This window comes from Leptospira levettii (assembly GCF_002812085.1).
In the GTDB taxonomy this organism is placed as follows: domain Bacteria; phylum Spirochaetota; class Leptospiria; order Leptospirales; family Leptospiraceae; genus Leptospira_A; species Leptospira_A levettii.
In genome coordinates this window covers 514779-539416 of sequence record NZ_NPDM01000001.1, presented here as the reverse complement: position 1 = coordinate 539416, position 24638 = coordinate 514779, and the positions used below count along the sequence as shown (strand labels likewise).

Below are 24638 nucleotides of genomic sequence, written 5' to 3'. Positions count from 1 at the left end.
GAGTCGATTAATTTGTTGGTTCTGGGAAATGATTTAAATGATGGATGGGACCTGTCACAATATCATCTTCCAGTGTTAAGTGTAAGTATTCTTTCGCAGAACCAACAGCCTCTGCTAAATTTTTACCATGAGCCAGGAAGGCAGTGATCGCTGCCGAATAAGTGCAACCAGTTCCATGAGTATGTTTGTCTTTAAGATAAGTTTTTGAAAATTCGTAAACAGAGTTTCCATCAAATAAAACATCAGTTGCTTCACTAGCCTTTGGCAAATGACCACCTTTTAACAAAATAGGCACATTGAATTTTTGGTATAATTTTTTAGCCATTGGCACTAATTGATCATATTGGTTGATTGTCTCACCTAACAAAAGAGAAGCTTCGTCGAGGTTGGGTGTGATTACCTTCGATAATGGAATTAAATCCTCGATGAGAGATTGGATTGCATCATCCTTTAATAGTTTGGCACCACTCGTTGCCACCATGACAGGATCCAAAACCAATTGTATGTCTGGATTCTCATAAAAGAATGTCGCAACGACTTTAATGATGTCTTTAGAATATAACATTCCTGTTTTGGCTGATTTGATTGGGAAATAATTGGAAACAGCTTGTAGTTGTGAAGAAACAAAATCAGGAGAGATTTCATAAATCCCTGTAACACCATCAGGATTTTGAGCTGTTAAACAAGTAAATACGGTGGTTCCAAATGTCGCTAAGGATGAAAAGGTTTTGAGATCGGCTTGGACTCCTGCGCCACCACCCGAATCCGAACCAGCAATTGTGAGTGTGATTGGGAAATCTTTTTTCATTTTATGGAAACCATCCGTACTTGCCAAAATCCAATTGATCACCACCTAAATCAAAGAAAACACCTTCTGTTTGTAAGATTTTTTTTTGTAAATCGGCTCGAAAACTATCTCCTTTAAACGAAATCCTCCCTTGGCGATTGATCACTCTTTGCCATGGGATTTTGGACTCCCTATCTTTTTTGAGTGAATTTAATGCGTAGCCAACGGCTCTGGCGGCTCTTGGGTTACCTAGTAATAACGCGATGTGTCCATACGTAGTCACTTTTCCTTTTGGGATTTTTTTTACGATATTGTAAACGGATTCGTAAAAATTAGGACTTTTCGAATTGGAAGTGGTCATTGAATTTGGATTTATCTATCATTGAATTTGGATTTTTGTAAATCCATTTTCTTGGTATCAATGTATGAAACTTTCCGAATACGCAAAACATCTGTTACTTGCTCCAAATTTGGAAGATAAATTACTTCCTCCTTCAAAACATTGGGAAGAGGAGTTTGAAGAAATACCTCTTCGCATTCAAAAACCTGGAAGGAATCAGCTGATTCAGTTTTCTGATAAAAAAGTGAAAATTCCAAGACTTGAACATTTGAATTTAGAATCCAATAAAGGACTTACTCTCCATCATTTCGCAAACCATGAACTTATGGCAATTGAACTGTTTGCTTGGGCAATCTTAGCATTTCCAAATGCTCCCAAATCGATCCGAAATGGTTGGGTCAAAACAATCGAAGAGGAACAAACGCATTTAAAATTGTACATCAACAGGATGAATGATTTTGGTGTTCAATTTGGAGATATCCCTTTAAATTATATTTTTTGGAAACAGTTGGAACAGTTTCAAACAATAGAGTCATTTTCAGCAGTTATGTCTTTGTCTTTTGAAGGAGCTAACTTAGATTATTCGCAAATATATGCAAAAGTATTCTCCTATTTTGGAGATGTAAAAACTGCCGAAATTATGCTCATCATTTTCGAAGATGAAGTGAAACACGTCAAAAGAGGAGTGCGTGCTTTTGAAAAATCAATTCCTCCCGAAAAAAACTCTTGGGAACATTACCTGACTCTCATTCAATTTCCATTCACTCCAAGACGAGCAAAAGGATATTTGTTTTTTCCAGAAACACGATACCTGGCAGGTTTGGACCAAAATTTTGTGAACCATTTGTCCCATTATGAGGATGAATACACTGGCCGGGTCAATTTCGAATCAGTCAAAAAATTTGGTCTTGGATCAGAACTGATGCGTAAAAACAGACTTGATTCTCTTTCCAATCGACTTTAGAATTTCGCAAGAAGGTAGATATGAAATTAAAATTACTTTTGAGTATCTTGATGGGTTTTGTTTCTTTCGGGTTTGTACTAAATGCTGAAAAAAAAGCAAAGTCAGTCACAGAGATGAATCTCCATGATTTTATGGAAGAGTATACAAAACCAGCGACGAAGTTGTATGACAAAAAGGATAATGCTGATTATCTCAACAAAATTCTCGCAAAAGTTCCAGACATGGCTCCAGAAGACCAAAAAGCAGAATGGAAAGAAATCATCGATTCTAAACTTGCTGTTGGAAAACCAGATGAAACTTGTAAATCTTGCCATACAAAGTTTAAGAAAGAGTACAAAAAGAATTATCGTAAAAAGTTAATCCAAGTTCCTGAAGAGTTACTACCATTTCCAAAAGAGATCAAAGAACTTCTTAAGAAATAAGTTTTAAACTCCGCTCGTGATGGGCGGATTTACATGCCAACACGGAATCAATTTCTTTCATTACTTTCCATTCTTGCCTTTATTTTCCTCTTTTCAGGAAATTTATTTGCTGAGGACACGAATGAAACAAATCCAAACAAAGATACAAATCAAATTGTTCAAAAGAATCAAAACGATTCAGCCAATCAAAATCAAGACAATCATATTGTATTACCCAAAAGTTTAAAATTTGGTGCCTTTGTTGATACTTATTATTCGCATAACGCGAATCATCCTCGGTCTAAAGAACGAGCTTATACAACACAAGCGGTAAGGAATGATGAGTTTAATATCAATTTAGGTTTTGTCGATGCAAAGTGGCAGGAAGAAAAAATCCGAGGTAGAATTGCATTACAATTTGGGACCTCAGTGAATACAAATTACGCTGCAGAAAGTAACCGAGAATTAAGTTCGAATCAAAATGCAGTTAAACACATCCAAGAAGCATACGTTGGTTTTAAGTTAACTAAAAACACTTGGTTAGATGCTGGAATTTACTTCGGTCACATAGGGCATGAATCTTGGATTTCTTCAGATAACTGGAATTATACGAGAGCAATGGCACTCGACTATGTTCCTTATTACTCTTCAGGAGTCAGAGTAACAACTAAGTTTAGTGAAAAATTCCAATTCCAATTTCATGTGATGAATGGATGGCAAAACATTACCGATCAAAACAAAGATAAATCTGTAGGAACTCAATTTAAATACCAATTTACTCCCAATTTGATTCTAACAGCGAATCAATTTGTAGGAAATGAAGCACCAGACTATGAACGAAAACAAACCAGGTTATACAATAATACAATTGTAGAATGGAAAGTTTTAGATTGGTTGTCATTTGCTATGTCTGGGGACATTGGAGCACAAAAGACAAAAGAATCTTTATCCTATGAACCATGGTGGAAAGAAATCAATCCTGTTTTGCCAATGTATATCAGCAGGGAGTCTAGAGTTTATAACCAATGGTATCACGGCACTTTTTGGACAAGTTTTCGGTATGAAGATATTTTTAGGCTTAGTTTACGTTTAGAACGATTTTATGATCCAAAACAAGTGTTAGCACCAACATATACCAGAAATGGTTTTTTAACTAATGGATATACGATCACTTTTGATTTATTAAATTGGTTACCTGGACTTTTACGTTTCGAAGCCATCCAAAGAGAATCGATGGATCCTGTTTTTGAAACAGATAATAACAAAAGGACTAGAGTAGAGCGATTGTTTGTGGTCGCGGCAACAGTTAGGATATAAAAAAAAACCTCTGGAAATTGTTTCCAGAGGTTAGTTCTACACTCTACTTACTTTTTTATGATAAGTTCTATTTAAGTCTTTTTCCGTTTTTTAGAGGGTTTTTTCTTCTTCTTGGAAGGAGAATCATTATCGTCATCATCTTCTTCTAAAGGTTCTTCACTCAGTTCGTTCACAAAATCTAGAAATGGAATGTGTTTTTTGTGACTCATTTCTTCTAATTCTTTTGCATCTGGTTTTCTTTCCCCAACTACAACTAAGTAAAGCGAAGGTAGGATGGTTAAAACGAGGCACATAGCGGAAAATAATCCACCTACAATCACCGTTGCCAATGGTCTTTGTACGTCTGATCCTACTCCTGTTCCCAAAGTTGCAGGAATTAATCCGAGTAACGCAAGTAACATGGTCATAAGCATTGGACGTAACTGAATGACTGCAGCTTTTTTAACTGCTGCCTTCGTTGAGATATCTGGTTCTTCTATGAGTAGATGGTTGGTTCTTGAAACGAATAATACCCCTGCCATGGTTGCAATTCCAAAGAGTGAAATAAAACCAACTCCACCTGATACGTTGAAGTAATACCCTCGAAGTAATAATGCATAAATTCCTCCAAGTAAGGAAAGAGGAATACATGCAAGTGCAACATAAACATACTTTAAGTTACGATACAACAAATACAATACTCCGAATATGATGAGGATTGTAATGGGGATGACAATTGCTAATTTTTTCCCTACCCTTGAAAGGTTTTCGTATTGTCCCCCAAATCGGATTTCGTAACCGTCTGGTAGTTTGATTTTTTTCTTAACACGTTTTTGGAGTTCAGAAACAAATCCACCTTGGTCTCGACCTCGAATGTTTGTTCTAACCGTAACAACCCGGCGGCCTTCTTGTCTGAAGATCATTGTTGGTCCATCAATCACTTCAATATCTGCTAACTGTGATAATGGGATCCTTTCTCCTTTGGGAGAGATGATTGGCATATTCTCAATCGCTTGTTTTGATGCACGGTAATCTTTTGAAAATCGAACAACAATACCAAAACGTGCAGGAGTTTTTGGCGGAATGTCGGAAGGACCTTCATACAAAGTGCTGATTCTTTGCATCCCAATCGCAGCTTCAATCATTTGTTGGATATCGATTACATTGATACCAAAACGTGCAGCAGCTTCGCGATTGATATTGATTGTTAACTGAGGACTTTCCGCTTCTTGTTCGATACCATATTCACTGGCACCTTTCATTTCTTTGATTTCTTTTAAAACTTCATTACCGATCCCACGCATGATTTTTAAATCATTTCCTGAAACAAACACTGCAAGGTCGGCAATTGTACCCATGATTGCTTCGGACAAGTTGTCCATAATCGGTTGCGAAAAACTGATCCTTGCACCTGGTAAAGTGGCTTCCAGATCATTTTTCATTCTGAGTAATAATTCTTGTTTGGTGATCTTTTCTTTCCACTTATTATAGTCTTTTAAACCAATCAATACTTCCAGTCGGTTTGGTGGAAGTGGATCTGTTCCATCATCATTCCTACCTAACTGGGAAATGACTACGCTGACTTGTTCATTTTTATAGATCGTTTGTCTGATCTTTGGCATAAACTTGCGAGCTTCTGGAAGTGAAATCCCTACTGGAAAAAAGATACGAATGTTAAATCCACCTTCGTCCATTTCTGGTAAAAATTCCGTTCCCAAGGTAAACATACCAATGGCTAAGAAGATGGTCACAACACTGAAAGTATAACGAACTGCTTTTTTCGAACGATTGACAATGAATTCAATGAGGTTTTTGTATTTTCCTTCGATCCAATCATAAAATGGATTGTGCCATTCGATTGGTCCTGGATTTGCCGATTCAAAATAATGTTTATAGATGATCGACATGATCACAGGGATCACTGCCATTGCGAAGATGAGTGCTCCTAATATCGCAAAGGAAATCGTAAACGCCATTGGTTTGAATAATCGACCTTCGATTCGTTCAAACGAGAATATTGGAAGATATGCTAAGATGATGATTAAGATAGAAAATAGAATTTCTGTTCCAACTTCAGATGCAGCATCTCTTGTAAATGCGAGGATTCCATGTGATTTTTCTTCAGGTGTGGCATCACGATAACGTCGCATGATATTTTCCACCATGATGACGGCACCATCAACGATAATACCAAAGTCAATTGCACCTAACGAAAGTAAACTTGCCGGAATTCCAGACATGTTCATGAGTAAAAATGCAAACAACATCGCAAATGGAATTGTTGCAACAACGACAAGACTTGCCCTAACACTTCCGATAAAGAAAATTAAAACTAAACTTACGACAACAACACCTTCAACCAATGTTTTTCCAATTGTTCGAAGAGTATAATTTACTAGATCTGTTCTGTCATAAGTGTTACGAAGTTGAACTCCTTTCGGAAGGTAGTTTTCATTGATTTCTTTGACTTTTTCACGGATACGTTCACCCATCTCATTGGGATCACCCCATCGTCTCATCGCCACCAAACCTTGGACAGATGAGTCAACATCAATTAAACCTTCTTCTTCGTTTTGGACTGTATAACCCAAAACCCCACTTGGAATCGGATGAGAAATTTCGACCGAACCCAAATCACGGATAAAAACAGGAACTCCATTCACAGTTTTTACTACGATGTTTTCAATGTGTTTAGGATCCCGAATGGCTCCAAGAGAACGGATAGGAAAACCTTGTTCCCCTTGGAGGAGTAAATTCCCTCCAGTATTTAAGTTATTCTCTTGAATAGCTTTGATCACATCACCGATTGTTAATTTAAAACGAATCAGTTTGTCAGGTGACGTTACAACATGATATTGTTTGGGTAATCCACCGAACGTAACAACATCCGCAATCCCAGGAATTTGTAACATTTTTGGCATCACAATCCAATCTTGGATGGTTCGTAATTCCATTGGGGTGTGATTCTCGGAAGATTCTAAAACATATCGATAAATTTCACCCACAGGTGAACTCATGGGTCCTAATGCAGGGTGTACATCTTCTGGAATGTCAGCATCCGCGACACGTTCCATAAGTCTCATACGTGCAAAATAATCATCAGTTCCATCTTCAAAAACAAATTGGAATACAACGAGACCATTGATCGTTCTTGAACGTCGCACCGCAACCTTCGGGATAGCGTTTAATACGCGTTCTATGGGAAGAGTTACCCTTTCTTCAACTTCTACTGCTGCTTTCCCAGGAAATTTAGCAATCAATCGAACTTGTGTGTCAGCGATGTCGGAATATGCTTCTTTACGAATGTCTATCCATGCCCAAATTCCAAATAATACAGCAACAATTGCTGCAATAATTGTGGTAATTCGATTTTTAAGTGCTGTTTCAATAAAATCTTTAATCATGATACTCCCTCGTATTGAAGAGGTAACCCATTTGTAGCAAAAGCTGAGGGTTTCTATAATCGCCTTGTCCAACTCCTCCACCTAACTGTAGGAAGAAGTTTCCAAGTAAAAAGTCGTAGGTAACTCCAATATATCTTTGAGTTAAATGAACTCTTTGTCTCTCTCTACTTTCGTATTCGAGATACGTAGCCACATTGGAATCGATGGAGTTAATATAGGAACGAATGAGCAAATCTTCCTGTGTTGGATCTCTTCTATTGTATCCAGGAATATTGACTCCTGTTGGGTATGAGGATTGACCACCACGGCCCACTTCGGGAGCAAATGGATTTACTTCAAAATAACCACCTACAATTGAGATACTGTGAGTGATTACAGGTGTTTTCCAGAAGGTATAACCTAAATCGATTTGGCCACCTTTCCATTGTGGTCCCCATACACCACCAGACCCTCGTAATACGATGTCTTTCCAGTAATAACCTAAATTAAAATTTATACTCGCAGGAGAACCAATCGAGGCACCATAAACCCAAAAATTAGTCGATTTAGGTAATCGTTTTTCATCTAAACTATTTTGATCCAATTTTTCATCGTCACCAAATGCAGATTCATTGGGTTTAGAAGGAGTCCATTCCGGTTTGATTTCATTCCCATTTTTATCTTTTGGATAAGGAGAAGATTGAGAATATAAATTAGTTCCTAGTACAGAAAGAAATAAAAGACTGAGGATTATATGCTTCATCTTAGAAACCAAAACTGAGACCTTTTAACAATATGGAACCTTGAATCGCTACTTTTTCACCAGGAGAAAGTCCTTCGATAATATTCACTCGTTCTTTTGTTGAGATTCCCAAAACAACTTCACGTCTTTTGAATGTTAATGGTTTTTCTTCGACAAACACGTAGTTTTTACCTTCAACAGTTACGATTGCTGTATAAGGTAATACAACACTATCTCCACCAGTTTGTTCAGGGAATTTTACAACACCAAACATACCTGGTTTTAATCTGTATTTTTCGTTCACTACGATGATACGCATTTTTGCAGTTCTAGTTAATGGGTCTACGTTATCCCCAATGGCTTCTGCTGTTCCAATAAACTCTTCGTCAGGGAAGGAGGCAAAAACCACTTTTACCTTTCTTCCTTTTTTTAAGGTAGAAATTTGAGATTCAGGAACATCCGTAATGATCCATGCCTTTAAACTTCCTGCAGTACTTAACTCACTTGGATTTAATCCTTGCGCACGAAGTTTTCCTTCGAATTCTGCAAGTTCCGCTGCATCGTTTCCAGCATCAGTTTCAGATTCTACCAAGTCTTTTTCTGTAGCAACTCGGTGAACAAACATATCCTTAATACGATTTAGGTTTTTATTGGACCTGTGGAGTTTGTTTTTTGCATGGACATAACCAACATACAAATCGTTTAACTCTGCTGATTCGAAGAGAATGATTCTTGCTCCATTACTCACTGAAGGAGAAGTGGAAGCAATTAGCCTTGCAGGTGCTTCTAAACTTACAAACTCTCCACCACCACCAATGACTGTTGATCTAACGATCTCAAGGCCTGGGCTATTGGGTTTAAATTCAATTCGCAATCCATCATCAAATACTTCAGCTTTTTCAGGATGTTTGTGAGCAGGTTTTGCACTTTTGGAAAACACCAAAAACAAAACAGCGATAACAATTAATACAACTCCAGAAATCAGGAGGATTTTTGCTTTTTGATTTAACGATTTTAAGGTAACTAACATTTTATTCCTCAGATTTTGGATAAGTTTGGTTTTCGGACTTGGGGATGAAGATTCCTTTTCCCACTGCATAATTTACATTTTCAATGGCTTCCATACGATCAGTTTGGAGTTTTAACATCTCAACAACACTTGATCGGTATGTTTCAAAGAAGTCTGCGAACTCTAGGATCGTGATGTATTTCTTTTCATAACTCATAATCATATCCAAAGATAAACTCCCGTAATCCTTGATATAAGCATCGATGAATCGTTTGTATAAAGCGTCTTTGATACGAGCCGATTGGTAAGCAACCGCTACTTCGTTTTCCACTTCTAAGATATTGTTCTTTAGTTCTTGTTTACGGACTAAAATTGCTTTTTCTGCTGCTTGGATATTCCCTTGGTTACGATCAAATAATGGAACTGTTAACTGTGCAGTTACCCCCCAATAATTTTGAAATGCTGTTCCACCTCTGTTATATACAGGACCAAAGGATAAATCAGGAATTGCATTTGCGTATTGGAGTTCTAGATTTGCTTCTTCATAACGTAATGTTTGTAATGCTTTTTTAAGGTCAGGTCGATTCTCACGAGCAATCTCAACTAAATCTTCGAGTTTTACATTATTTGGTACAATGGAATCTAATTGTTTTTCATTGATTTTAGGAGAAAATTCAACCCTAGCATCTCGATACATATCATCATTGAGTAGTACTTTTAATTCAGCTTCTCTTTCGTAGACTTTAATTGCTAAGTCTTCTCTCTCTTTTTTCAGAAAGAATAATAATGCTTTAAGGCGTAAGTGTTCTGCTTGTAACAGAGCCCTTCGTTTGTAAGCAAGTTCGGAAGACTCTACTGTTTTTTCGATGGAAGCAATACTTTGGTCATAAAAAACCACAGCCTTCTTATAGAAATAAATTGTATAAAAAGTCCTTCTGAGTTTTGTAATGAGTGCTCTTGTTAAGTCATAAAATTCTTGTTCAGAAATTTTCGCATTGAGTTCTGCGACTTTTACTCGTTTATCAATTTTTCCACCTAGCAAAAATACTTGTTGTACTTGGACAACAGATTGACCCGAACGAGTTGTATCAAAATACCTTTGAGTAGGTTCCGCATAAATACTTTGGTCAATAGCAATGTTAGGGTTTGCATATAACCCTGCTTGTAAAATTCCAGCTTTTTTAACATCGATTTGGAAACGTGATGCGATGAGGAGTAAGTTGTTTTTCCATAACAAGGATTCAGCGGTTTCTAAATCAATGTCTCTGGTATATTTTTGGTCATCTGGGTACAAACTAGATCCAAGGGAAGTCCTTGGGTTTTCATCCGTTAGTTGTCTCCTGAGAGCCTCACTTGCTTGTGCGACTTTCATTTCTTCTGAAAGAATGGATGTCACAAAGAGAAGCGAAAGGTAGATGCCGATTTTGTAATAAACGTTCATAAGTTACCAAATTTTTAAAATTCTTGAGTGCAACGAATACAGGTATACCTTACTTGTTAGGTGGTCTACTTCCGGATTCGTAAGTGCCGAATAAGGTTTAAGCGAGAGAAATAGGGGGAGGAATGTTGAGAAGTAGAGAAGAAAGTAAGTTGGGAATCAATTTCCCGATAGAAAGTAAGTCAAAGTAAGAAATGATTAAATCATCTGAGAGATCATAATTCTTATAATCATTGATAAAATCTAAAAAGTCAGCTCTTGTGCGACTGAGTGTTGCATTATCATCAATCGAAGTGATCTGAGGTAAGTCAATCGCTGTGTCCTCAGGCGTTTCCAAGGCATTGGCATAGGATTTTTTGATGTGTTGGAGGTTTGCTTCAAAATATTGGGAAACAGCGTCTGATGTGCTATCAAATGGGAAACCTACGGTTGCCACAAGTAGCAATGCAATCAGTTTGTTTGACCAGTTCCCCGTCATAATGTCCACGTATTCCTATCGAACTCTGTACTCAATCTTAAAATGGGAGGTGATTCTAATGAATGTGCAATGGATTTCACATTCTGCGCAATCGTTAGTGGATGGGACGAAAAAGAATGCAAAAAAAAGACTGCCCAGAGCGCGAAACCACTCTGGTACAGTCGGTTGAGTTTTGGCAAATGAGAAACAATTCTAATGGAATAATAAAAACATCCTGTGCCCCTAACGGGACACAGGTTAAAGCGGTAGAGAGGAGTTATACGGGTGGAGGTAAATTTAGATATTGGTAGGAAAGGAGCTTTGAATTCCATTGAGTGGATTCAGATGCATCTTGGGTGACTGCGAAGGCCCAAAATCCAGTGATTCCCTTTCCATTCCAAGTGAGGATGTCTTCTAAATCTTTTGTGCCAGTCCCTTCTTCTGAAGTTGTATTTTGGCTCACAAGGAAGTGAGATCCCGAAAGTTGGGATTTCCCTGTCACTCGGCTGGATTTTGCCCCGCGAGTGCGTACCAAAACATTTTCTTCCGAAAGGAATGCACTGCCCAGAGAGATTGTTAGGAGAGTGACTCCCACGATTTTTGTAATCTTTCTGAACATAGTTACAGTTTAGACCATCTCTGATTAAAATCTAGCATTTTTTTGGCCATTGCTTACCAAATAAGCAGAACGACCAAAAAAAATATCCATTCGAAGTGGTTTGTCTCTGTTTAGAGCACTTTCCCAGGGTTCAAAATCCCTTTGGGGTCAAAAGCCAATTTGATTGCCTTCATGGTGTCCAATTCCCCTTGGGAACGTGAAAATCCCAAATAATCTTTTTTGAGGAGACCAATACCATGTTCAGCAGAGATGGATCCTTTGAATTTTTGGATGAGTTGGAACATCTCAGGGTCCACTTGTTTGCATTGTTTGAAGAATTCTTCATCCGAGAGGTCTTTTGGTTTCACTATGTTTAGGTGAAGGTTCCCATCTCCAATATGACCAAAAAGGGCAATGGAAAATCCCTGGTATTTTTGGGAAAGAAGGGCAGTCATTTCTCCTAAAAATGCCTCCATATTTCGGAGTGGGAGGGAGATATCATTTTTGTGAACCGTATACGCAAGAGAAAGTGATTCCGAAATCCCTTCTCTATACTTCCAAAAGGTTTCGTTTTGCCTTGAGTTTTGGGCAATGGAACCATCAGTGATGAGTTCTTTTTCCGTGATGGATTCTAAAATGGAATAGAGTTTTTCTTCATCGGTTTCATTATTGACTTCGAATTCCATTAGCACATAATACTTGCTAGGTGCCTGGAATGGGTCTGGAACACCTAAGTGTTCTTTTACTTTATCCAAACAGTAATCAGTTAAAAATTCAAACGCTAACAAAGGTAAATCGAAGTTATGAGTTTCTTTGAAAATCTCTAAGATGTTTTTGTATTCTGGGACTGCCAAAAAAATCACACGAATGTCTTTAGGAGGTTTGGTGAGTTTGACAACTGCTTCTGTGATGATACCAAGAGTTCCTTCCGAACCAATGAATAAATGTTTTAGATCATATCCAGTATTGTTTTTTAATATTTCTCCGTTAAAACGAAATACTTCCCCTTTGCCAGTAACAACAGTTAGTCCTAAGATCCAATCTCGGATGAGTCCATACCGTACAACTCGAACACCACCAGCGTTTGTTGCAATGTTTCCGCCGATATGGCTTGATCCAGTCGCTGCAAAATCAACTGGGAAATAAAAGCCTCTTTCTTCAGCTTCTTTGTGAAGATTTTTTGTGATCATCCCAGCTTGGATGTGTAAGGTGCCAAGAAATGGATCAAAGTCCATCACCTGGTTCATTTTGGACATTGATATGACAATTTCTCCGTCTTTTGCAACTGCACCACCAGCATAACCAGTCCTTCCACCAGATGGGACAATGGAGATTCCATTTTGGTAAGCATACGAAACAATAGATGCCACATCTTCTGTAGATTCAGGAAAGACTAAAACTTGGTAATTTGGAGGGTATACTTTTGTGCGATCGGTTCCATAAGAATCGAATAAAGCATCATCCATGGTTCCATCGTTTTTTTGGATGACTTTTTTTTCTCCAATGAGTTTTCCTAGTTCTGTTTTTGTTTTTGTAAAATCCATTTTGGTTCCTTTAGATATCTACCATATCAATTTGTGAATTCACAGCAGGATCATCATCTCCTGGTGTGAGTCTCGTATAACTTCCGTCTGATTCCAATACTCGCGCTTGTGTATTGTCCCTGAGGAGTAATTCTAGTATTTTTGCGATTCGTTTTTTATGTTTATCTTGTAAGATTGGAAACATCACTTCAATCCGGCGAAGGAAGTTTCTTGGCATACAATCTGCAGAAGCTAAGTACACTTCTGGTTTCCCACCATTTTCAAAACTATAAATTCTGGAATGTTCCAAATACCTACCAACAATCGAACGAACATTTATACGATCGGAAACACCTGGAATTCCTGGTCGTAAACAACAAATTCCTCTGATAATCAAATCGATTTTGACACCTGCTTGGGATGCTTCATAAAGTTTCAAAATCACATCTGGGTCAACAAGTGAGTTCATTTTGAAAATGACACGAGCTTGTTTTCCTGATTTTGCGTTGTCAGTTTCTCTTTGGATGAGTCGTAAAAACTCTTCCTTGAGAAATGTCGGTGCCGCATAAATTTTAGAGAGCCTAGGCATTTTGCCTGAACTTGTGATTGTGTTAAAGAGAATGGCCACATCTTCTGTGATCTCAGGATTTGCTGTGAACAAACTAATATCAGTATAATACCTTGCAGTTGTTGAGTTATAATTCCCTGTTCCCAGATGGACATAACGGTTTAGTTTGTCTTCTTCTCTACGAACAATGAGTAACATCTTACAATGGATTTTAAGACCCACGACTCCATAAACAACATGAACACCACTGTCTTCTAATTTTTTTGCCCAACGGATGTTCCTTTCTTCATCAAATCGAGCTTTTAGTTCCACAAGTACGGTTACCTGTTTTCCATTCTCGGCTGCTTCACCTAAGTATTGTATAATGGGAGAATCTCCTGAAGTTCGGTACAATGTCATTTTGATCGCAAGAACTTTTGGGTCTTGGCTTGCAATCTTTAACATGTCTTCTATCGATTTAAAACTTTCATACGGGTGATGGAGTAAGTGATCGTTTTTTCGAATTTCTGAAAAAATCGATTCACTTTTTTTGGCTGCAAAACCGGATTTTGGAACTGGATAGGAATACTTTAAATGGCTTGTTTTTTCCAAACTTTGGAAAAACATCATATCGTTTAAACTGAGTAAGGTGGGGATCTCCATTACTTGGTACTCTTCGAGTTCCAACAAACCACGGAGTAACTCTTTGATATGACCTGCACCAGAGTGGACATCCAAACGAACAGCATCACCCCACATTCTGTTTTTTAATTCGTTTTTCATAGTGGTGAGAAGGTCACCAATGTTTTGTTCTTCATTGATTGAGATATCTGCATCTCTTACAATTTTAAAGGTATGAATTTGTTTTACATTCATCCCATAAAACAAGTCACCTAAATGGAGTTTAATGATCTCTTCGAGAGGGAAATACCTTCTGGTATCGGACTCATTATTTGGAGGCAATTGCAAAAAGCGAGGTAAAACACTTGGCACCTGAACAATTGCAAACAATTCCTTTATTTTGTTTTTGTCATCGTCTGAATACAATGTGATCCCAAGATTCAAAGTTCGATTGAGAATATGGGGAAAAGGGTGAGAAGGATCAATCGCAAGTGGAGTGAGAATGGATGATACTTCGCGTTTGTAATAATTTTTCACAAACTGAATGTCATCACCTGCAAGTTCACTTGGATCTTGTACGACCACAATTTTGTTTTGTTTTAATTCTACTAAGATGTCATCAAGAGATTCGTATTGTTTTTTAACGAATTGACCAACTTTCGAATAAAGTTCTGCGATGGTTTCTGAAGTTCTTTTTCCATTGAGGCTTTTTTCTTCGATTCCCGCATTTTTCAAATTGAGAAGGCCCGCCACACGCACCATAAAAAACTCATCCAAATTGGATTCAGTGATGCATAAAAATTTAAGGCGTTCGAGGAGTGGATTTTCTTTATCAAAGGATTCTTCGAGTACACGGTAATTGAAGTCGATCCAGGAAAGTTCGCGGTCGAAAAAGATATTTTGGTTCCCCATTTCTATTTTTTCTGTAGGGTTAGCAGTCATAATTCTAGGATTTGGGAAGGAAAAAATTCTGTAAATTCCTAATCCTTTTGTAGAATTCGACGACACTAGATTCAGAGGGATTTGGGACGATATGCCAGCATACACCATGCCGGGTCTGATGACCGGGCAAAACACAAACGATATCGTTAAAAAATTGGTCGAATTGGAACGCCGGCCCATCAAACGATGGGAGACCGAAAATGAATATGCCAAAATGCAGATTCAGATTTGGGGAGAGGTCAAAAATCTAACGACCAACTTACAAACCAAAACCAGAGCCCTTGTTTCGTTTACAGCTCCATTTGCTACCAAATCCGTGTCCTCTTCTGTGGAAGGAGTGATCACAGGGGAAGCATCCCGTGCTGCCAAGTCGGGAAATCGCGCACTTGAAATCATTGAAATGGCAAGTAAACACCAGTTATCTGGTGTTGAAATTGATACAGACATTCGACTTCCCGAAGGAAGTTTTACCGTGTATTCTGGTAAATCGAAAGAGACAGTGACATTCCCGGGTGGAGGTCTATCTGATCTAACGAGTGCCATTAAGAATATGGCTGGTAGCCTTGTCGAAACATCCGTTATCAAAATTGATAAAGACTCATCTATTATTACTTTAACATCCGTTAAAACAGGCAAAAAAAACGAACTTCAGTTTTCTGATCCCAATGGAATATTGAAACTCGCTGGACTTGTTGGCGAAAACAAAGCTGCTTCCGAAGATACAAAACAATTGCTTTCTCTGGATGGAACGAAGGCCAAGGTTTGGGACCTATCAAAATTTAAAAAATCAGAATTAGAAACTGAAAAAATCGCACAAACAGAAGAAGGAATTTTTCTAAAACCAGACACTGCCTATACAATTCCCATTGCGGTTACCGAAATCAAGGAACGTGCTTACTTGGAAGTGGAAGTGATCGGAGAAGCGCCTGCTGTGATGGAGATGGGGATGAGTTTTGAGAAAGAAGGAAGTGTGCGTAACAAATTCCTTCCGATTAACAAAACTGAATTCAAGTATATTTTCCAAGCAGGTGATTTTGCGAGTGATAAAAACCTCACAGGGATCATTGTTTCGAATGCGGCGACAACTCCGATCCAAATCAAATCGGTTACACTTGTGACTCCGCAAGCGCCTGGAACTGCCGAACCTTTAAAAGTATTACAAGAAGCAAAAGATCTCAAAATCAAAATTGATGGTGTTGAGATCACTCGTGAAACCAACGATGGAATCGCAGATGTATTAGAAGGGATCTCGTTTAATGTGCATAAGGTGACAGAAGAACCTGTGACTTTAAAAATCCATGTAGATCATGCCAAAGGTTCTGCTCTGATCAAAGAATGGGTAGATGCTTATAATGATCTCATGAAGTTCTCCAAAGAAGTGACTTCGGTTGAAAAAAATGGAAAAATTTCTGATAAAAAAGAAAGTGATGATTCTAAAGCAGCTGATATTTCCAGGGATTTTTGGGATAATAAATCCAAATCTGGGCTTCTTGCTGGTGAAAACTCAATTTTACGATTAATTGCTTCTTTGAAAACAACAGCTAACTCGTATTATCCTGCTACGAAAGAAAATGGATTTCGTGTATTGACTGACATTGGGATTTCGACAGGTGCTGTTGGATCCAACTGGGAAAAAATCCAAGATGGTTTGTTACAAATTGACCAAGAAAAACTCATAGCTGTATTATCTGAAAATCCAGATGGAGTTAGAGATTTGTTTGCATCTGATCCGAATAATGATGCGAAGATGGAAGAGGGAGTTGGGATTCGACTACTCGAAATTCTAAAACCTTATAACCAATATGCTTCTGGTATTGTGACAAGTAAGGTAAAACTCTTAGAAGAAAGTGTTGCTGGAAATAATAAAAAAATCAAAGAACATGAATCCCATCTAATCAGTTTTGAAGCCAAATTAAAACAAAGATTTCTCTACATGGAACAAGGTGTAGGAAAAAACAAATCAGTTGGGAACTATTTACAGAATAATATGTTTAGAGGGAACGGTGGAGAATGATGAATATTTATATCAATGAACAACAATTAGATACTAAATTGGATGGAGAAACCAACCTCGGCCAAGTGTTCGATCAAATTCAAAAATGGATCGAATCAAATGGTAAATACTTACGCCATTTTACAGTGAATGGAAAAGAATTAAATAGGTCAGACCTTGACTCTGTTGGTATTGAAGATACAGAACGATTGGATTTATATGTTGGTGAAGAATTGGATGTTATTGAGGATAGCTTAGTCGAAGTAGATAATTACGTAGACAAAGTGGGTTCTACTCTTGTGGGTCGTGATTCCTTAACTGAAAAAGAAGCTGAGGATTTGAAAGAAGGTATCCCATGGATCATTTCTATGATTCGCACAACAACAAAACTGCTCAACCTCAATCTAAACCTCATCCAACCGATGGGAAAAGGAAAAAACGTAGAAGAAATCCTTGAATCCTTACACAGCGGTTCACTTGCTCTAGATTCCACAAAGGCGATCGAATCATTTTTAGAAGACCTTCGTGATGTAAAATTGTTTTTGATGGACTTAAGCACAAGACTTGCCGTGATGCGATTGGATGAATCCGAACTGATCGAAATCATTTCTAAATTTGTAGACCAAAAAGACAAAGTGATCAAAGACTTTATGTTAGTGAATGAAAACTTTCAATCGGGAAAAGATCATTTAGCATCAGAAATCTTAAATGATGCGGTTGGTCGTTTAACGGGTCTTATGTCGGCACTTGTTTCCATCCAAACTCGTCATACAGAGTTAAATTGGCAAGAATTGTCGTTTGAGGATAAAAAACTTTCTGATTTAGTCGGCCAATTGAATACTACTCTTTCGAACATTGCTTCTGCGATGGAAAAAAATGATATCGTATATGCGGGTGATATTCTGGAATACGAACTTCCTGAAATTTTAGAATCGTTAGTACCATTTCTATCCTTAGTGTTAGAGAAAGTAACCGTTTAGTTTTTTTCTTTTTGGGGGATTTGGTTGGAAAGCCAATTCCCCAATCCAAATAAGATCCCGACACAAAATACAACAGTCCCCCAAATCAAATTGAGATTCCAACCTAAGGATTTTGTATACATGGGATCACCATTGGTGATGAGTCCATATCCAAATAAAATAGAACCAAGTAAAAGGAACAAAGTGGCGAGGATGGAAGACAACGAAATCATCCAACGATCTTCTGCAATCTTTCACAACATGACAAGCCATAAATCCTTCTCAAACCGTTGACAGAATCGAATATTTTCGTTTTAACATTCAGATATGGCATTATTTTTAGATTTAGATAATACAATCCTTCCATCCAAAGAAGCGTATGCATATGCAATTGAAAACTGTGCAAAGGACTGGGGAAAACGAGGATTAGGTGACAATTTCTTGGAGTTGTACGAAGTTGCTAGGAATCAGGTTAAGTCTCAACTCAAACACCATAGTTCGAATCGTTTGCGATTGTTATGTTTTAAGATGTTATGGGAGACACAGCGATCTACTCATAAGAATGGTTTTCAAACCCAAGACATCCAGGATGTGCTTTGGATGGAAGAACGGTATTATTACCATTTTCTATCCTACTATGCAGAAGAAAAAAAGAAAGAGAGCTATCTAAAATCCTTATTTCCCTTGTTGGTTTCTCTTTCGAAAGAGTTTCCAGTTTTTCTTACAACGAATGAAACCCTTCGTACGCAGTTACTTAAGATCCAAGGGTTTTTGCCAGACGAGTTTCGTTTCACACTCATCACGTCCGAAGAGGTGGGTTTTGAAAAACCCACGAAAGAGTTCTTTCAATATGTAATCAGGAAAGCGGGCGATAATCCAAAGGACTGTATCATTTTGGGAGATAGTTGGGAAGATGATATCTTGGGGGCAAACTCTCACGGAATCGCAGGCATCCATATTCCAGAGATGTGGGGAGAGGGAGATGAGGTGAATGGTTTGAGTGTAGACGAAATCTCTGCCATTCAGAAGGATCGGAACGCCAAGCCCAAAACAAATCAGGCAGATCTAGATACGAATGCCCATCCAATTTCAATTTGGCGGGCATCCAATATCGTAACTGGGTTAACGTTTGCTAGATCATGGCTTCTTCAAAGTCAAAAATAAAGTATTGTTCCAGTTGATGGTTTTGAAACTGAGTGTAAACACGAGTTTGGTGAAATAATAATACGCTAACTTTACATACACAGCGATTTTACTTTTACTACCTGATACAGAAAGGATTGGCATAAGAACTTTGTATTCAGGTTTTGTGAATCCACATTGTTTGCCAAGTTCAGCGAGCGTCGACATTTTATAATTGTTCACATGGTCCTTTGCTTCTAAGTAATGGACACCTTCTTTCATTCCTTTTAACTTCACCTTCAGATTGGCTTTTGTTAATTGGATTGGGAAGTTTGGTGTTTGTAAAAATAAAACTCCACCTGGTTTGAGGAGTCCATGTAAATAAGTGAGAAGTGAGTGTGGTTTTGGAATGTGTTCTATCACATCCCATAATGTGATGATATCAAAACTTTCTTTTGGAAGTTTCGAATCTTGTACAAGTCCTGCATACACAGTCTTCATGCCATTTTGTTCGTTCGCAAACTTGACAGCTTGTTTGGAAATCTCATACCCAACGGCAGTCCAACCTGGTTTTTCTGTCAGGACTGCTCTCACAAAAAATCCCAACCCACAACCCACATCCAAAAGATTTCCTTTGGATTCTTTTAGATACGTTTTGATAAAGTCAGCATATACGGCTCTGTGGGCATTGTCCCACCATTCCAAATCATACGTTTGTTCTGCGCCGTCCCAATACCCTTCGTAGTGTTCTTCTTGTTCATAAGAAGAATAGACATGGCCACAATTTTGGCATTCCAAAATGGGAGTTCCATTTTCATTAAAAACAGCTTTGGACTCGGTTGATTGGCAAAGGATACAAGATTTCATGTTCGATTCTGTCAGTCTAATCCTCTGGAACAAGGGTCAAACTAAAAATCCTTGATAGAACTTGCCAAGGACACTGACCAAAAAATCATTGGGTGATAAGAGAGGAACAGATGAAAATCAACTTCACCAAAATGGAAGGGATCGGAAACGACTACGTATACATTGATGCTACGAAAAACGACATCCGACTCACACCAGAACAAATCCAAAAACTATCCGACCGCAATTTTGGGATCGGTGGAGATGGAGTGATTTTCATCCGCAATTCTAACTCTGGCGAATTTCAAATGGACATGTACAATTCCGATGGAAGTTCTTCTGAAATGTGTGGGAACGGAGTCCGTTGTGTTGGTAAATTTGTATATGACCATGGTCTTACTAAAAACCAAAAACCTACCATTGAAACAGGAAAAGGGGTTCTCACTTTAGATTTAAAAACCGGATCCAATGGAAAAGTGGAAATGGTGACTGTGGATATGGGCGAACCCATTCTCAAACCTTCTCTTGTGCCAATTGTCTGGTCAGGGGAAGAACCTGTGATCAACCAAGAGATCGAAGTCCAAGGGAAAAAATATCGTTTTACTGCTGTTAGTATGGGTAACCCACATTGTGTGATTTATGTGGATGATGCGGATTCCTTCCCTGTGAGAGAAATTGGTCCCATCATTGAAAACCATCCACTCTTTCCAAGACGTGTGAATGTGGAATTTGTATCAGTCCGAGGAAAAGACCATCTTTACCAAAGGACTTGGGAAAGGGGAACGGGAGAAACTCTGGCCTGCGGAACAGGGGCGTGTGCTGTGACAGTTGCTTCCATTCTCAATGGCAAGACAGGACGATCTGTACGCATTGACCTAAGAGGTGGAACTCTCCATGTGGAATGGAAAGAAAACGGATCTGTGATGATGACAGGTCCTGCCAAAGAAGTATTTTCGGGAGAAGTTGAAATCTAAGAACTAGATTTTATTTCTTCAAATAGTCTACTTTTTGTAATTCACCCATACGCCGTTTCGTTTCTTCAGAAACGGCCAACATACCTTTGTCAAGCGGGAGGTGGGCATAGTTTTCATACTTGATCACTTCACCAAACACCACATTGATCTTTTTATACACAACCCTGCGTTTGATGTCACAAACTTCTTTGGGCATTCCCATAAAGGCACGCACAAGTGGTGGGATTGGGTAATCAGTAATGGTCTCCTCTTCGGGGATGATGACGGAAGGAAGGATGTCCACTTTGTTCCGCAAACTAAACGCAGCAAACCCAGAGTGGAATTTGGCAAGGGGAGCAGAAAAATCATTCTGCACCATGTAATCATGACCTTCTGGAAAAATCCCAAGCACATCTCCATTTTTGAAGACCTGTTGTACCTTTTTGATACTTGCCATGGAAATGTTTCCATCAATGGCCATGGGAATGGTTCCTGTTTTTTCAACGAAGTCTTTGAAGAGAGGAATCCTTGTGGTATACTCGGCCGCGATCCAAGAGATAAACCTTGGGAACACAGAACCAATCACAAACGGATCCATATCACTTCTATGATTGCATGTGAGGATGAGTTTGCCTGTTGGGACAATATTATGGTATCCGTAAACCGTTGTGTTCACAGCCAAATTAAAAAACGGAGTGACAAACTTTTTGATGTTCTCGACGTTTTTTTTGACTTGGTCTACGGTATTTTCCATTTCAATCTCCTAAAATTTTTTGCCACCAAGATTTTGAGGCATTCCCACTGCTTGGTTTTCTCGGCTCGGCATTTGGATTTTCGCCACTCATCTCTCTTGGGTCACTGGTAGGAGCATTTGGCATCCGTCTTTTCCCAAGATGGGGGCTTGGCACGGTACGTTTGATTTCCTCCAATTCTTTTTGGGCAGAAGCATTGGACTTAATAAAGGCGCGGATTTCATCCCATTGGGGATCAAAATCATTTCCATACATGGCATAATTCATTAGATCAATACGATCAAAATCGGGCATGTTCAAGATTGAAAGTGATGCCCTAACAAATTCAATCCAATTTTTATTTGGGCACTCTAGAATGAGGGAGGCCAATTCCGAAAATAATAAGGTGAGAGATAGAATCGAGTCGAAGAGACATAAGATCAAAAAAACAAACCAGAACACATCCCCATTGCCGAGAAACGTAATTCCATTTCCGGTCCAACCGAATAAGGAGAAAATTTTCAATTTATGTGAAGATTTGTTTTGCGAACCGAGTGAGGGGAAAGAAGCTTAGAGATGATGCCAAAACGAGTCTTGTTATTATTCTCTTTTTTCCTATTGTTCCAAAACTCTATGTGTTTGAAACTTTGGATTGTTTCTGCCAAATTGCGTACAACTGAAGATGCAAGGGACAACAAGTCCTACCAAAAAACGAGAAGTTTTCTGAAAGCAAAACAGTGGTTGGAATACAAATTAGACCCAGAACTTTCCAAAATCGAGTTTGAAAACCAAGACTTGGGGGAACTTCGTGGGATTGGTCTCATCAAGTGTTACGTTCCTTATGGGATCGGGGAAGTAGATGCCAATGAACATGAATTTGAATACATTGTGAAGGTAAAAGACGGTCATGCAGAGATGCAGATCAATAAAATCTTTTCCTTCATCCGCGATCCGAATGATATCATACTCAATTATGGTCCAAAAAATGAGAAGGTGGCGAAGGTAACCATTCGGTCCTGTTTCCGACCACTGCTTGATGACTTCTTTGAGTTTATCAAATAAAAAATAGGGATTAGTAACCGAGAGGATTTCCTACAGTGGAACCCGTGGAACCATAGGTATTGGTTCCCGTGGGTGAGTCTGTTAGACCATAGTAGTTTAAGTTTTGAGAGTTTCCATTGGGAAGGGAAGAATTGGTTGAGGAGGAAGAAGAGTTCGATGCAGAATTGGCATTGGATCTTCCATCATCTTTTAGCAAATCAAGCACATCTTGAGAATTTACCAATTTGATCTCGTTACAGGAAGAGAACACAAAACCCATCAAAACGATCCCAAACGCAAATTTCATATTCACCATTCTGACTTCATTTCCAAAACGATTCAACTCTAAATTCCGATTTTACACTAACTTATGTGATGGGATAAGAATAAATTTTTTCCTTTGATTCTCTTCCTTTGAGTTCATATTCCCCCTCAAGTTGCAGTTGGGAACGAATGGATGGTGAAATGAGGTTTGCAGTATTCTCTGTGATGAGAAGGTTTTTTTGTAACCCTTTACAAAGTCCTTCCACTCGAGATGCGGTATTCACTGTATCTCCGATCACTGTAAATTCCATTCGATTGGTAGAACCTATGTTTCCCACAAGCAAACTTCCAGTATGAATACCGATTCCCATTTTGAGTTCTGTTAAACCTTCCTTCAAAAATTGTTGGTTGAGTATATCCAAATTCCTTTGCATCTCCAATGCGGTTTGAAAGGCACGATCCGCGTGGTCTACCATGGGCATAGGTGTTCCAAATACGGCAAGGATCGCATCTCCTATGAATTTATTGATAAATCCCCCGTGGACTTCGATCGCATTACTCATTTCTTGGAAATATCGATTTAAGATATATAATACTTCTTCAGGAGTTCTTTTTTCGGAAAGTTTTGTAAAGTCTCTTAAATCGGAAAATAATATTGTGGCATCAACAACTTTACCACCAAGACTATGTTCGTTGGAAAGCAGATAATCCCTTACACGAGGGTCAACAATTCTACCAAATGTATCTTTGATCCTTTCTCTTTCCGCTAGTCCTTCTGCCATTTCATTGACAGCGTCTCCTAAAAGTCCAAGTTCGTCAGAACTAAAAATCGTAACTCTTGTATCAAATTTTTGTTCTTTGATGAGTTCCGTTGCCTCTTCTATTTGGTTGAGTGGGTGTTGTAGGCTGATGGCAAATGTGACAGAGAAAACAAAAGAAAAAAATAACATGATTGCGATCACTTCAAACAAAACATCTGTATGAACTAACTCATGTAATTGGAATATATTATGGTTTGTTCGTTGTAACAATCCAAAGACCAACAAAATGATTGGGAATAAAGTAGAAGCGGTCCAAAAGATAATTTGTTTTGTGACAATCGAAAACTGTTTTCCTTTGGCATATTTTCCAAGACCACCTTCTGGAAACACACAAGGGATGATTAATTTTCGATTTAAATAGTTGGTTGTTGCATAAGAAAATGCAAATGCAAAGAGTCCCCAAAATGCAAACAAAATAGTAACAGTAATGATACTTTGAGGGGGTGAGGATGGAAACAAAGTATCGATTCGATATACCGATAAAAATGTGGACAATTCCCATCCAGTAAATCCAAACAAACTGATGATGAGAGGAGAGTGTACAATTCGATGGCGTGCTCTTTCTTCCGATAAATAATTACATTTATTTCGTTTGAATAGGTAGTTTGAAACGGGAAGGCTATAAAAAAACAAAATGACAGTGATGATAGGAAATGGAGCCCATGTTAACGCAAGTAAGGTGAAGTCTTGTGTTGTTTGTGTCGCTTCAAACAAGACTAAAAACCTTTCTGGTAAAAAAACATTACTAGTGTAATTTGCAAAAAGTAATGTAAATAAACAGGCTGAAAAAGGAACTATAAAATAAATCAAAAGAAAGGCAAGGAATTGAAGTCTCTGTTTTGTTTCCATGAGTTTCTAAT

24 protein-coding genes are annotated in these 24638 nt (G+C 38.3%); 8 read left to right on the top strand and 16 right to left on the bottom strand.

Translation table 11 applies throughout. The annotated features are described in order from the left end of the window. Positions 1-7 precede the first annotated feature (7 nt). Together thiD and CH354_RS02420 are read right to left on the bottom strand one after the other, a co-directional pair. The gene (gene thiD / locus CH354_RS02425; RefSeq protein ID WP_100766270.1) at positions 8-808 is read right to left on the bottom strand and encodes a bifunctional hydroxymethylpyrimidine kinase/phosphomethylpyrimidine kinase; all 801 of its coding nucleotides are present in this window, start codon (positions 806-808) and stop codon (positions 8-10) included. Position 809: 1 nt separating this feature from the next. Continuing rightward, positions 810-1148, bottom strand: coding sequence for an MGMT family protein (locus CH354_RS02420; protein WP_100715721.1), 339 nt, complete (start codon positions 1146-1148; stop codon positions 810-812). Between the two features lie 64 nt (positions 1149-1212). On the opposite strand from CH354_RS02420, the gene CH354_RS02415 reads away from it, so the two are divergent. The 3 genes from CH354_RS02415 to CH354_RS02405 are packed head-to-tail and all read left to right on the top strand — an operon-like array spanning position 1213 to position 3809. Continuing rightward, positions 1213-2091 carry a ferritin-like domain-containing protein gene (locus tag CH354_RS02415; protein WP_100715720.1) on the top strand — a complete coding sequence of 293 codons (879 nt, stop codon included), beginning with the start codon at positions 1213-1215 and terminating at the stop codon, positions 2089-2091. A gap of 20 nt (positions 2092-2111) precedes the next feature. Next, the gene (locus CH354_RS02410; RefSeq protein ID WP_100715719.1) at positions 2112-2513 is read left to right on the top strand and encodes a hypothetical protein; all 402 of its coding nucleotides are present in this window, start codon (positions 2112-2114) and stop codon (positions 2511-2513) included. Positions 2514-2546: 33 nt separating this feature from the next. After that, positions 2547-3809, top strand: coding sequence for a porin (locus CH354_RS02405; protein WP_100766269.1), 1263 nt, complete (start codon positions 2547-2549; stop codon positions 3807-3809). Between the two features lie 71 nt (positions 3810-3880). On the opposite strand, the gene CH354_RS02400 is transcribed toward CH354_RS02405, so the two are convergent. The 8 genes from CH354_RS02400 to ppk1 form a co-directional block, all read right to left on the bottom strand. Then, the gene (locus CH354_RS02400; RefSeq protein ID WP_100726130.1) at positions 3881-7192 is read right to left on the bottom strand and encodes an efflux RND transporter permease subunit; all 3312 of its coding nucleotides are present in this window, start codon (positions 7190-7192) and stop codon (positions 3881-3883) included. Further along, positions 7185-7934: a hypothetical protein gene (locus CH354_RS02395; RefSeq protein ID WP_100726131.1), complete on the bottom strand. Its 750-nt coding sequence runs from the start codon at positions 7932-7934 to the stop codon at positions 7185-7187. The genes CH354_RS02400 and CH354_RS02395 overlap by 8 nt, the downstream gene beginning before the upstream one ends. 1 nt (position 7935) lies before the next feature. Then, positions 7936-8943 (bottom strand): efflux RND transporter periplasmic adaptor subunit, encoded by a 1008-nt coding sequence (locus tag CH354_RS02390; RefSeq protein ID WP_100726132.1) that lies wholly within the window; start codon positions 8941-8943, stop codon positions 7936-7938. Between the two features lies 1 nt (position 8944). Then, entirely contained in the window at positions 8945-10363 is a 1419-nt protein-coding gene (locus CH354_RS02385; protein WP_100715715.1) for a TolC family protein, read from the bottom strand. Between the two features lie 97 nt (positions 10364-10460). Beyond that, entirely contained in the window at positions 10461-10838 is a 378-nt protein-coding gene (locus CH354_RS02380) for a hypothetical protein (protein WP_100715714.1), read from the bottom strand. Positions 10839-11094: 256 nt separating this feature from the next. Next, on the bottom strand, positions 11095-11436 hold the full coding sequence (locus CH354_RS02375) for a hypothetical protein (protein WP_100715713.1): 342 nt from the start codon (positions 11434-11436) through the stop codon (positions 11095-11097). A 110-nt stretch (positions 11437-11546) separates the two neighbouring features. After that, positions 11547-12959, bottom strand: coding sequence for an FAD-binding oxidoreductase (locus tag CH354_RS02370; RefSeq protein WP_100726133.1), 1413 nt, complete (start codon positions 12957-12959; stop codon positions 11547-11549). A 10-nt stretch (positions 12960-12969) separates the two neighbouring features. Continuing rightward, the gene (ppk1, locus tag CH354_RS02365) at positions 12970-15048 is read right to left on the bottom strand and encodes a polyphosphate kinase 1 (RefSeq protein ID WP_238760475.1); all 2079 of its coding nucleotides are present in this window, start codon (positions 15046-15048) and stop codon (positions 12970-12972) included. Between the two features lie 91 nt (positions 15049-15139). Here ppk1 and fliD point away from each other — a divergent pair, with 91 nt between their 5' ends. Beyond that, positions 15140-17062, top strand: coding sequence for a flagellar filament capping protein FliD (gene fliD, locus CH354_RS02360; RefSeq protein WP_100726135.1), 1923 nt, complete (start codon positions 15140-15142; stop codon positions 17060-17062). Beyond that, on the top strand, positions 17059-18021 hold the full coding sequence (locus CH354_RS02355; RefSeq protein ID WP_100726136.1) for a hypothetical protein: 963 nt from the start codon (positions 17059-17061) through the stop codon (positions 18019-18021). The genes fliD and CH354_RS02355 overlap by 4 nt, the downstream gene beginning before the upstream one ends. On the opposite strand, the gene CH354_RS02350 is transcribed toward CH354_RS02355, so the two are convergent. Continuing rightward, positions 18018-18233 (bottom strand): hypothetical protein, encoded by a 216-nt coding sequence (locus tag CH354_RS02350; protein ID WP_100726137.1) that lies wholly within the window; start codon positions 18231-18233, stop codon positions 18018-18020. The two genes, CH354_RS02355 and CH354_RS02350, sit on opposite strands and share 4 nt — an antisense overlap. 94 nt (positions 18234-18327) lie before the next feature. Between CH354_RS02350 and CH354_RS02345 the strand changes: the two genes are divergently transcribed. After that, positions 18328-19164 carry an HAD family hydrolase gene (locus CH354_RS02345; protein WP_100715707.1) on the top strand — a complete coding sequence of 279 codons (837 nt, stop codon included), beginning with the start codon at positions 18328-18330 and terminating at the stop codon, positions 19162-19164. Here CH354_RS02345 and CH354_RS02340 read toward each other — a convergent pair. After that, on the bottom strand, positions 19138-19989 hold the full coding sequence (locus tag CH354_RS02340; RefSeq protein ID WP_100726138.1) for a class I SAM-dependent methyltransferase: 852 nt from the start codon (positions 19987-19989) through the stop codon (positions 19138-19140). The two genes, CH354_RS02345 and CH354_RS02340, sit on opposite strands and share 27 nt — an antisense overlap. Before the next feature lie 110 nt (positions 19990-20099). On the opposite strand from CH354_RS02340, the gene dapF reads away from it, so the two are divergent. Next, a complete protein-coding gene (dapF, locus tag CH354_RS02335) occupies positions 20100-20942 on the top strand; it encodes a diaminopimelate epimerase (RefSeq protein ID WP_100726139.1) in 843 nt (280 codons plus the stop codon). 10 nt (positions 20943-20952) lie between these two features. On the opposite strand, the gene CH354_RS02330 is transcribed toward dapF, so the two are convergent. Then, positions 20953-21675, bottom strand: a complete 723-nt coding sequence (locus tag CH354_RS02330) for a lysophospholipid acyltransferase family protein (RefSeq protein ID WP_100726140.1) — start codon at positions 21673-21675, stop codon at positions 20953-20955. 1 nt (position 21676) lies between these two features. Then, positions 21677-21967: a hypothetical protein gene (locus tag CH354_RS02325; protein ID WP_100726429.1), complete on the bottom strand. Its 291-nt coding sequence runs from the start codon at positions 21965-21967 to the stop codon at positions 21677-21679. Between the two features lie 261 nt (positions 21968-22228). Here CH354_RS02325 and CH354_RS02320 point away from each other — a divergent pair, with 261 nt between their 5' ends. Then, a complete protein-coding gene (locus CH354_RS02320) occupies positions 22229-22714 on the top strand; it encodes a DUF4468 domain-containing protein (protein ID WP_100715701.1) in 486 nt (161 codons plus the stop codon). Between the two features lie 10 nt (positions 22715-22724). Here the strand turns inward: CH354_RS02320 and CH354_RS02315 are convergent, their stop codons facing one another. Together CH354_RS02315 and CH354_RS02310 are read right to left on the bottom strand one after the other, a co-directional pair. Then, positions 22725-23036, bottom strand: a complete 312-nt coding sequence (locus tag CH354_RS02315; protein WP_243395928.1) for a hypothetical protein — start codon at positions 23034-23036, stop codon at positions 22725-22727. 25 nt (positions 23037-23061) lie between these two features. Beyond that, entirely contained in the window at positions 23062-24627 is a 1566-nt protein-coding gene (locus CH354_RS02310; protein WP_100726141.1) for an adenylate/guanylate cyclase domain-containing protein, read from the bottom strand. Between the last annotated feature and the right edge of the window lie 11 nt (positions 24628-24638).